The 10,277-nt window shown below is 28.4% G+C and carries 12 protein-coding genes; all 12 read left to right on the plus strand.

Features of this window, described 5'->3' with window-relative positions:
- The first annotated feature begins 24 nt into the window (after window positions 1–24).
- The 12 genes from D9R05_RS14835 to D9R05_RS14890 all read left to right on the plus strand — a co-directional run bounded on the left by D9R05_RS14835 (window position 25) and on the right by D9R05_RS14890 (window position 10,184).
- Window positions 25–486 (plus strand): hypothetical protein, encoded by a 462-nt coding sequence (locus D9R05_RS14835; protein WP_121668013.1) that lies wholly within the window; start codon window positions 25–27, stop codon window positions 484–486.
- Window positions 487–583: 97 nt separating this feature from the next.
- Window positions 584–1,129, plus strand: coding sequence for a hypothetical protein (locus D9R05_RS14840; protein WP_162985014.1), 546 nt, complete (start codon window positions 584–586; stop codon window positions 1,127–1,129).
- Window positions 1,104–1,403 carry a hypothetical protein gene (locus tag D9R05_RS14845; protein ID WP_121668015.1) on the plus strand — a complete coding sequence of 100 codons (300 nt, stop codon included), beginning with the start codon at window positions 1,104–1,106 and terminating at the stop codon, window positions 1,401–1,403. The genes D9R05_RS14840 and D9R05_RS14845 overlap by 26 nt, the downstream gene beginning before the upstream one ends.
- Window positions 1,404–1,419: 16 nt before the next feature.
- Window positions 1,420–1,662, plus strand: a complete 243-nt coding sequence (locus tag D9R05_RS14850; RefSeq protein WP_121668016.1) for a hypothetical protein — start codon at window positions 1,420–1,422, stop codon at window positions 1,660–1,662.
- Window positions 1,644–1,955, plus strand: a complete 312-nt coding sequence (locus tag D9R05_RS14855; RefSeq protein WP_121668017.1) for a type II toxin-antitoxin system RelE/ParE family toxin — start codon at window positions 1,644–1,646, stop codon at window positions 1,953–1,955. Before D9R05_RS14850 ends, D9R05_RS14855 begins: the two co-directional genes overlap by 19 nt.
- A 406-nt stretch (window positions 1,956–2,361) precedes the next feature.
- Window positions 2,362–4,467: a WG repeat-containing protein gene (locus D9R05_RS14860; RefSeq protein WP_121668018.1), complete on the plus strand. Its 2,106-nt coding sequence runs from the start codon at window positions 2,362–2,364 to the stop codon at window positions 4,465–4,467.
- A 298-nt stretch (window positions 4,468–4,765) separates the two neighbouring features.
- The gene (locus D9R05_RS14865) at window positions 4,766–5,581 is read left to right on the plus strand and encodes a hypothetical protein (protein WP_162985015.1); all 816 of its coding nucleotides are present in this window, start codon (window positions 4,766–4,768) and stop codon (window positions 5,579–5,581) included.
- A 772-nt stretch (window positions 5,582–6,353) separates the two neighbouring features.
- Window positions 6,354–7,073: a hypothetical protein gene (locus D9R05_RS14870; RefSeq protein ID WP_205589297.1), complete on the plus strand. Its 720-nt coding sequence runs from the start codon at window positions 6,354–6,356 to the stop codon at window positions 7,071–7,073.
- Window positions 7,066–7,371, plus strand: coding sequence for a hypothetical protein (locus tag D9R05_RS14875; protein WP_121668021.1), 306 nt, complete (start codon window positions 7,066–7,068; stop codon window positions 7,369–7,371). The genes D9R05_RS14870 and D9R05_RS14875 overlap by 8 nt, the downstream gene beginning before the upstream one ends.
- A 287-nt stretch (window positions 7,372–7,658) precedes the next feature.
- A complete protein-coding gene (locus tag D9R05_RS14880) occupies window positions 7,659–8,342 on the plus strand; it encodes a hypothetical protein (RefSeq protein ID WP_121668022.1) in 684 nt (227 codons plus the stop codon).
- A gap of 206 nt (window positions 8,343–8,548) precedes the next feature.
- A complete protein-coding gene (locus tag D9R05_RS14885) occupies window positions 8,549–9,637 on the plus strand; it encodes a tetratricopeptide repeat protein (protein WP_121668023.1) in 1,089 nt (362 codons plus the stop codon).
- A 220-nt stretch (window positions 9,638–9,857) separates the two neighbouring features.
- The gene (locus tag D9R05_RS14890) at window positions 9,858–10,184 is read left to right on the plus strand and encodes a tetratricopeptide repeat protein (protein ID WP_162985016.1); all 327 of its coding nucleotides are present in this window, start codon (window positions 9,858–9,860) and stop codon (window positions 10,182–10,184) included.
- Window positions 10,185–10,277 lie beyond the last annotated feature (93 nt).

Here is a 10,277-nt window from a genome sequence, read left to right on the forward strand (position 1 = left end):
AAGAAACACGTTGTGTGTAAATTGATGAAAAACAGAAATGTAAAATACTTATCTATTGTAATAATAGTCTTACTGATTTTAGCTATTCCGTTCGTGAACTTTAAAGTATTAAAAATCAGAGGTTATATTAATGATTTTGAAAAAGTAAACAATTTTATTTTAAAAAATAAAATGAAAAAGGATATGGTATCATTTGCAGAATTAATGAAAAAAACAAACGAATTTCCAATTTTGCAAAAAGCAGTTAACAAATCAGAACTTTGCGGAATTTCATACTATCAAGACAAAGGAATTGTGTATAAATTTCAATGTATTAATAATAGCTACGACAATTTCCTAGATAGTGATGATAAATATTTTTTGATTAAAATATTAAATAAAAGCAATGAGCTTTTGACCTATGAAAAATTCATTGATTATTCTCAAAAACCAATAAAATTAAAAAACGATTGGTATTTAATTGAACAAAACATAACGTATGATTAAAAACTACACACAATAATGCTAAGCCTTCCACAAGTCCTAACTTTTAGGAAAACTTCATTAATATAAGCTGCTTTTGGGTGTAATTATAAAAAAACAAATGCGAAAAACAATTTACATAGTGATTTTCATAATTTTGACCTCTTGTAAAACACAAACTGAATCAAAAAAAGTTTACTTACCACAATCTGATTTTTTAAAAAGTAAAAGCTTTACTCAAGCCAAAAATCAATTCGGAAAACTAGTTGACTTCAATTTTAAGATTGACACCCTGAATAGAATTAAATATGATAAAATGGACTTTTATAAATTGAACATTTCGGCTTATGATTCAATTTATATAGGAAAAAGAAATGATACAATCTTTACGTATGATCAAACTATTGATTTTAAAGAAGTATTTATTGTTTTGGACGATTCAAAAACTTCATTTCTAGGTCGAGTTGGAACAGACTTCGGAGTTTCATTAGAAAATTCAAGCGACTCTATATATCAGTACTCCTTTAAAAAAATTAAAAACACAAATGAGGGAGACCATTTAGTTATGGATTATGAATATCCCGAATTGACTATTAAAACTATAAAATTTAGAAAAGATGGAAAAATCTTGAATCTGACAATTGAACAAACAATTAATAAAAAATAACAACACAAGCTCTTGGGAACACATTAAATACAAAAATAGTTTTTTAAGTCAAAAAACTATTGAATTAACATCCTGTCAATCTGCTGCAAGCTTAATAAAACCAAAAGATACTGTGAAAATAGAATTTATTGGATTAGGAGGTTCGGATACGACTAAAATTGAATATTTATCAAAAACAAAATTATCGATTGACGGAATGACCTATTTTAAACATAAAGGTAATTCGGAGTTGTGCAACATTAGGAAAAACGAGCAATTTTTCGGATATTTATAAAATAATTTTGAACAAAATGGCAACAGTAGATAATATACGGAATGGATTGATTGACAAGATACTGTCGATTAAAAACAAGGACTTTTTAGTAGCTCTTGATAAAATAATTACATCGAGTTCATCGGAATCTGAAACGGTTGAATTGACCAAAGAGCAGAAGTTATTGCTGGAAATGAGTGAACAAGATATAAAGGAAGGAAAACTGATTTCTCAAGAAGCTATGAACAAAAGGAATTTAGAATGGCTAAACGCAATATAATTTGGACACGAACAGCTGACATTCAGTTCGTGGGTATTTTAGAATATTGGGTTAAAAGAAACAAATCAAACAACTACTCAAAAAAACTCTTGAAATTGGTTTCGGAAAGAACAAAACAGATTGCCGAAAAACCTCTGATTTACAAAGCAACAGATTTTAAAGATACAAGAGTTGCATCATTAGGAAATTTTAGTATCTACTATAAATTTAATGACACAGAAATTATCATTACAGCTTTTTGGGATAATAGACAAAATTCGAAAAAACTTTTAAAAATATTAAAAAACAAATGAAAATGCATTAATTTTTTATTAAAACACTTCTATGAGAGTTATCATAAATTAGTACTGATGTCGTTATGGTAAAAGCTGGTTTTAGTAGCGTGTTGCATACAGCAATTAATGAATATTTTCTCTACAGCACATTGTTGAACGTGCATGCATTAAATGCACAAAAACTTAGTGTTTTGTTATCTACTCGGCTTATCCGGCCTCTGCTCCCACTTCTTTGCTCTTTCAAATTATACGCTTATCTTTAGACTTTAGGACCCCAAACCCGATATACAAATTAACCGCTTAAATCAATTTAACCTATAGCCCTATTTTAGGACGAGACGTTTAAAAAAATAATATATACCCAATAAAAGGTACTGAATTATTGGAATACATTCAATATTTTTAATTTTTAAAAATCATCATTATGAAAGCAAGATTTATAATTTTATGTTTTTTCACAATCTCTTTTTGCTATTCTCAATCCAATTCAGCCCTTTCTGTTGAGCAAGCTACAACTGTAGAAAAAGAAGGCAGTCGATTATATACTAAAGTTTTAGAATTTAAAAAACAAGGTCTTTTTACAGAAGTTTACGACCGTCAATCTCACTGGAGTTGTACCCCAGATAAAGATGAAACTTATATTAATTCAAGATTGAATGAGCTCTATGAAATAGAGAAAAAGTGGAAAAGACCAAATGGCGATATAGCTCGGTACAACAGCTATGTTAAAGATTTGACTGATTACGCAGAAAAAAATTGTTCCAACCATAACATTGGTTGCCGCTACAGAAATGTGAATGCGCCTGCAGTTGAAAATTCTTTGGCTTATCTAAATAGATATATAGACAAATTCAAGCAATGCTTAGCAAACTTAAGTTCCGAAACCGAAAATGTAGCCAATTCCAGTTATTCTGGAGCTAATACTACTAATCGCTCAAACCAATCTTCAAACTCTGGAAATACAAATTATCCTGATTATCAACCAAGGTCAGAAACTCAAATGCAAGAAGAATTGACCAACAGTATAGACAATGCAAGTAGAAATATTACATCTTTATTCAATAAAAGAGCAGATAAATTTATTGGAGCAAGAATGCATGACAAAACCAGTGAAAACAAAAAATCACTCATAATTTTTGAAAAATATTTAGAGGAACTCTATGCTACTCTGGAAGAAAGAGCTAATTATTATAAATCTATTCCTTATGATAGTGCTAAATTAGAACAAGTTCAAGAGATTGCTAAGCATTATGAATACGGTCAATGTCCAAGCAGTTTGTGCAAATTTGGCTATATGATTGATAAGAAATTGTGCCATGTATGCGACGGTAAAGGATATACCATAGAAAAGATCACTACGCTATCAGGACTTACGAGGAATACTGATACTAAACATGTTAAATGTTATGGGTGCAATGGAATAGGTATTGAGGATGTTCGGAATGAGACTAAAAAATGTTATCGATGTCACGGAAACTACAAAAAAGCTTTTATATATAACGGTAATTCGTATGTATCTAAAAATTTAGCTAATGAAATAGCCATATTTTTTCCTAATTACATTAGTTTTATTATAGATCTAAAAGAATTTTTTCGAGAGAATCCATCAAAAGAATATTATTATGAACTATATGATGATGGCCAACAATTTACAAATATTAAATTTTGGAATAGAAAATTAGATGAATATCAACCCGACAATGTCCAAGAAGAAATAGATAAAATATTTGATGAGAGAAAAAGAGCACGGGAAGCCTATGAAAAGGAGAAGAAAGACCACGAAGAGTTTATTAGGATTAAAAGGCAGATGCCTGTTAAAGGTAGTGAAGACTGGCATATCTCTAAATCAAAAGGAGAAAAAATATATATTACAGATTTAGATGACAGAGAAATATTAAAAACAAAAATTGAAATTGATAGCGCATACGCTATACCAAAATTAAATAAAATTATTACCTATCACACTAAAAAAAATGGGGTAATCTATAGCTCATTATATAATAGTGCTGCGGGAAATAAACTTTTAGGGGCAACAGGTTACATCATAGATTATGAAGTAAGTAGAGATTCCAATACTTATATTTTTTATTATTATGATCCAAAAACTCCAGACTCACATAAAACACTATTAGATTATTTAGGGTTTGAATTAAAACATTTTCCGCAAATAAGAAAAAAAGAAGAAACTATAATAAAAAAATGGGAACATATTGAGAATACAGAATATATTATAACAGAATTAAATTCTGGATTAAAAGGTATGATTAATACCTTATATTACAAGAAAATCCCTCCAAAGTTTGATGATTTTGGTGAAATTAAAGCAATTGATATCGACAACAATCTAATACCTGCAAAATCTAAGGGCAAATGGGGTTTTATAAATAAATATGGTAAAACAGTAATACGCTTTAAATATGATGTTCCAAATAATCAAAAAAAAATGAAAGGTTTCAAAGATGGAAAAGTTAGGGTCATGTATAAAGGAGAGCTGGTAACAATTAATACTAAAGGAAAAATCATTGAATAAAACTACTGGCGACAATGCTAACCGTTATTATAGAACATTTATAAAAAAATAAGGATAAAAAAACTTATTAAAAATAAAATAATTCATGAGTCATTCTGATAAAAAAATAAGTATTCCAAATACTTATCAGATTGCTGGTCTAACAACTTTTATTTACGCAACAATATTAATAGCCTTTATAATTTATAATCAATTTTTTTATGTTGACTGAACTTGGTTTCACGGTTTTACCACAAATGGATTTGCAGTTATAAATAGTTTAATTTGGATAGTAATACTATTTATTTTTAAACGTTTTTTGAATAAGATACTCAATTACAGTAAAGCAAATTTATTGATTAACGCTTATCTAATTTTTTTGACAATTACTGTGATTTTATTAGGAAATATAGTTTATAAATCCATAAAATTATATTTATCCCTTGAAGAAACCGAAAGTTTTAATGCCTTAAAAGCTTTCGCAACTTCTTCGATATCAGGAGTAATATTTCTATTTATATCAAATATTGCCATTATTCTGCTTTGTATTTTATTAGGAAATCGTCTTAGAAAAATAGATGTTGTAGAAAAGAAACTATTTCAAATTTTAGGATATTCTTTTATAGTTTACGGTATACTTACATTCCTTATCACATTTATAATAGAGAATGATACACCTCAATTTTTATCAAAAGCTATCGTGGTAATTTTAATCGGTCTAATTTTCAGAAAAGTTTATAGTATGGATTATTCAAAATTATATCCAACTCTAGGTTTCAATGATAAAGATAAAAGCAAAACACCAAAACCGCAAAAGCAAACTAAATTCGTGAAGAAAAAAACATTAGAAGGTATATCCAAGGGTTATCCTCAAAAAAATAAAGTCGTTAAAGATAAAAAGAATGAAAATATTACAACTGAAAATATTCCCGATATCAATATCGATAAACTTGAAAATAAAGATTTAGTTATTTCTTATTATGAAAATTTACCAACCATAGAATTAAATAGACTAGAAAATATTGTTACCAATAAATATGGTAAAACTTTAATGACCGAACAAAAAGCTAATTTGATTAAATATTATATTGCTGAAAAAAAATTATATGATCATGAAAGATTTTTTCCCAAATAAAAAAGTAAAAAAACGGTGTAGTAAATACTAGGTCGTCCAAGCTCACGAACGCTTAATTATTAGGTTTAAACCCACATCTTTAATTGGACTGGATAGAAACACCTTTATCTCCTTTAAGGTTCCTTTTTAGTCCGGCATTATTACCAACTAATTGATTTCGCAAAGTAAGTAAACTGCATAGCTCTAAGTGAGCTGTAGTCTTTATATTACTTGGAATTAATTCTCCTCTATACAACCAAGCATAGCGAGCTATTAAATTGGCATCTAAATGATTGCTTTTTCTTTGACCACTCCTGATGATCGCTTGATTTTAAGAACTCTCCTCTTTTTCACTATCTAAATAGAATACTAATTTTAGGGAAGGATAGCCTGTATTCTCAAAACAGTAAAATACTTCGGAGGGTTTTACAACTTTTTAAACCCATTTTACAAGCTTTATATAACTACTCATCTCGTTGAAGAATTCTTTGTATAATTGAGCTTGAAACATCAATTCCTACGACTTCTGAATAGTTTTTCATATTTTTACAATTAGAGTGAATAAATAGATTCAAAAACTACTTCCTTTATCGGGGATTAAATTCTGATATTCCAAATGGTACTTTGCATCTGTATATAAAGAGAGGTCTGGTAATTATCGTGGAGCTGTATAGCTAAAACATGTTAAACATCTCCTTTTTTCTATTTTAAAGTTATTATTACAAATTAAAGAAACACGTTGTAGGTAATTTGAATGAAACAAAAATTATTTTTAATATCAATCTTTTTGACTATGAATTTATTCGGACAAAAAAGAGATATAGAAAATTTGATTAATCAAGTTGCTAAAGGTGAAGTCCCTGAAAATTTTGAATACTATTTTTTAGTTCCTAAAAGTCTTGAACAGGAAAAAATAGAAAATTCATTAAAAAATTATCAAATCCGAGAATTGAGAAAGGTTGACAAAGATTTTCCTGAAAAGTTCATCAATGCTCAACCAATTAATGAGACTGTTAACTGGAAAAATTATAATCTGAGTGGATCAAGATTAGTTTCTGACAAATACAATTACAATCACATCTTGTCCCCACCACAAACGAAAAAAATAAAGTTTATCAAATACAATATTGCCCAGAAAAAATACGACAGCCTAATCGAAAATAAAGAACCATATACATTAATACTAAAAAAGAAATGGTTTTGGAATAAAAATAGAATTTGGAAGAATAAAAAACTTTACGCGGAATTTATTGAAAGTTGGAAGATGGATGATAAATACAATCCAGAAGAAACAGTTTATTATCATTTTTCCAAACCAATATTTTCAGAAAATAAAAAATATGCTATAGTTTCTTTATTTAAAAAAAGAAGATGTAACGGAAATGGATTTACAGGACTTTATAGAAACGACAATGGAATTTGGAATAAAGTAATGGAGTTTAATCAAGTAGAATCCAAAACAGTTTCGACACACATAATTTGCGAAGAGATAAGGATGGTTGACTATGAGTAATAAAAGAAGAAAAATAGTTGGAACCGGAATAATTTTCATATCATCTTTAATAATGGAATGTTATCTTGTTGACGGAGTTGCCTCGATCGGTTCATTTGGGTTAGTTGGATTTCTATTAAGATGGTTAAATTTCGACTTGATTGGATTGATTGGGTTAGCAAACCCTCTATTTTTATCAAGTTTGTTTTTGTTTTTCATTAACAAGAAGTCAAAATTAGCTCTAATTACAAGCTTGATTGCTTCAATTTTGGCTATTTCTCTTACGCAGATTGATGAAATAATAAAGAATGAAGGATGATTTTCTGGAAAAATAATAGCATATCTATTAGGTTATTGGCTTTGGACAACCTCAATCTTTTTAAAGCCTATCATCTTAATATTAAATGAATTATTAATGAAAAAAATTACACACAACACCGGTAACCCTTGCACAAGCCCTAACTTTCAAAAATACTTCATGAATGTAAACCGCTTTTTGGTGTTTTTTATTCTTAGATTCCATAACCTTATGATAAAAATAGAGTTACTTATGTTATCCCGTTACAAATTAATATCTTTGTTAAGATAAACCAGTCATAAAACATTATGAAAGAAACTTACCGTATTCTCACACTATCTATCCTTTTATTTGGGACCAGTTATAATCTATCAGCACAGGATATTATTGATATACTATCTAAAAGATTATGCAAGTGTTCTGAAAAAAACGAAATTAAAAATGTTAATGAAATGAAACCTTGTTTTGAAGATTTGCTGATAACTAATTGGAAGGAAATCAAAGAATATTACAAAGCTGAAACAATGGACGAAATTAATCTGGAAGAACTCGGAAATAAAATCGGTGCTAAAATGATTAAAGAATGTCCATATGTGTTAGACAACTTTTCATCTGGCTTTATGGTAGATGAAGAAAAAGTTGATAAACAACCTGATTTGAATTGCAACGATTTGAAAAAAGGAGACTTCTATTACCTGATCGAAAGACCTGAAAACGGAATCATGGACACAACTTTCGTTACGATATCAAATGATATGTTTTTAGAACGAATGAAAAATGGAAAAACCTACTCTCTTCTGAATATAAAATGGAAAGAAAATTGCGCGTTTGATTTAATTTTTAAAGAAAGTAATGACCCAATGAAAAAAGAGTTGAGTAAAAAGGGTGATGTATATGAATATGAGATATTAACTAATAGTAGTGAATCCGTCTTCTTAAAAACCACTTGGATGGACAGAAGCTATCAATTTGAATTAATAAAAATAAAATAAGATTTTGCTATCATGGTAATCGTTATCTAAACCCTAAATTTTAAAAATACTTCATCAATATAAACCGCGTTTAGGTTTTTTCATTCTTAGATTTCCTATAATAAATAAAAATTGAATTACTTATGTAGTCCCGTTACCAATCAGAATAAATAAATATATTTGTTAGGGTATTATGAGTTGACCTAAATATAAGACCAAAAAAAAACATGGATAAAAATCATATTTCTTTAATTATATTTCTTCTAATCGGTTCATTGGCAATTAGTCAGACCGATAAAGAAAAAGCAATTAATTTAGGACAAAAGGCAATTAAATTGATGGATGAAGGGCAATTGGATAAATCTATTAAATTGTTAAAAAAAGCTGAAAATTTAGATCCTGACAGAATAGATTATCCATATGAAATAGCTTATGCCTATTACAAAAAGAAAAACTACAAAAAAACAATTAAAATATTACATACAATTACTGACCACAAAGATGTAAGCGACTACATTTATCAACTTCTTGGAAATTCCTATGATTATATTGACAAGCCCGAAAAAGCTTTGGAGACCTATAATATAGGAATGAAAAAATTTCCTGATTCAGGGAAATTTTATTTGGAAGCGGGGCAAATTAAATTTTCTCATAAAAAATATGACGAAGCAATGGATTTATGGGAAAAAGGGATTAAGGTTGACCCCAACTACTCTTCAAATTATTATAGACTTGCAAAATTATTTTCTTACACAAAAGAACGTATTTGGACATTAATTTACGGCGAATATTTTATGTTGCTCGAGCCAAATACAAAACGAACGGAAGAAATCAGCAAATTATTATTTGAAAATTATAAAAAAAGTCGAGAAATGACTTCAGATTCAACTGTGGTATTTCACCTAACTGAAAAAGGGCACAATATTAATCTTGCCGATGAGAAAAGTAAAAAAGGAATATTACCATTTGGTGGAACTTTTGCCCTTTCACTTGTAGCTACTACAGGATGGTTTAAGGAACAATTAGACATTAAAGCTTTATATCAAGTAAGAAAAGATTTTTTAAATTACTGGTTTATAGAAAAGAAATTCAACCAAATATATCCAAATAAATTGTTCTCCATACAAAAAGAAATTCAAGAAGCCACCTTTTTTGAAGCCTATACATATTGGCTATTATCAGAAGGCAGTTTAACTGAATATCAAAATTGGTACTCAGAAAATGAGCAAAAATTTTCGGATTTTGTTAATTGGTTCAATAGAGAAAAAATTGATATAAGAAAAAAGGACTTTAATTCAAGAAAAGATTATAAATAAAATATTATAAGCAAAAACGTGTATAACAAATAAATACGTTATTTGAAAAACGAAAATTTTGGTATACATGGAAAGTCATCAATTTTTGTTTTAATGCTTAGAACAAAAAAGATCAAACTAAAAATAAAAATTTGTCTTGTGGCTCAACCAAAAAATTTAGTCCTTTTTACACACTACTTGTCATATGCAAACACGTTACATACCTTTTAAACAAACGAACATGAAAAAAAATTTTTTCAGATTTATACTAATGGTAATATTACCTCTTAGTAGTTTTTCCCAATCTAAAATTGAAACCTATACAAAAGAGGGAATTCAATATCACGATAAAGGAAGCTATGATAAAGCAATCGAATCCTACGAAAAAGCTTTAAAAATAGACCCAAAATCCACTTTATTAAACTATGAAATTGCTCTAAGCTATTTTTCAAAGGGAGAGTATAAACGAGCTATAAAGCATTCGGATATTGTTTTAAAGCAGGGTGAGGATTTATTACTTCAAGCTTATATGACTAAAGGTGGAATTACTACATTAGACAGGACATAGAGTTGAATGAATATTATTGCAAGTTGTTAACTTAGCATTTATGAGACGTAAAGCCAAACATTACACTTTAGAGTTTAAACAGAAAGCAGTAGA

Origin of the sequence: Mesonia aquimarina (assembly GCF_003667275.1) — a bacterium.
GTDB classification, from domain to species: domain Bacteria; phylum Bacteroidota; class Bacteroidia; order Flavobacteriales; family Flavobacteriaceae; genus Mesonia; species Mesonia aquimarina.

Coding starts and splice junctions, on each gene's coding strand:
- D9R05_RS14835 (WP_121668013.1), top strand. CDS start 25: ATGAAAAACAGAAATGTAAAATACTTATCTATTGTAATAATAGTCTTA.
- D9R05_RS14840 (WP_162985014.1), top strand. CDS start 584: ATGCGAAAAACAATTTACATAGTGATTTTCATAATTTTGACCTCTTGT.
- D9R05_RS14850 (WP_121668016.1), top strand. CDS start 1,420: ATGGCAACAGTAGATAATATACGGAATGGATTGATTGACAAGATACTG.
- D9R05_RS14855 (WP_121668017.1), top strand. CDS start 1,644: ATGGCTAAACGCAATATAATTTGGACACGAACAGCTGACATTCAGTTC.
- D9R05_RS14860 (WP_121668018.1), top strand. CDS start 2,362: ATGAAAGCAAGATTTATAATTTTATGTTTTTTCACAATCTCTTTTTGC.
- D9R05_RS14870 (WP_205589297.1), top strand. CDS start 6,354: ATGAATTTATTCGGACAAAAAAGAGATATAGAAAATTTGATTAATCAA.
- D9R05_RS14875 (WP_121668021.1), top strand. CDS start 7,066: ATGAGTAATAAAAGAAGAAAAATAGTTGGAACCGGAATAATTTTCATA.
- D9R05_RS14880 (WP_121668022.1), top strand. CDS start 7,659: ATGAAAGAAACTTACCGTATTCTCACACTATCTATCCTTTTATTTGGG.
- D9R05_RS14885 (WP_121668023.1), top strand. CDS start 8,549: ATGGATAAAAATCATATTTCTTTAATTATATTTCTTCTAATCGGTTCA.
- D9R05_RS14890 (WP_162985016.1), top strand. CDS start 9,858: ATGAAAAAAAATTTTTTCAGATTTATACTAATGGTAATATTACCTCTT.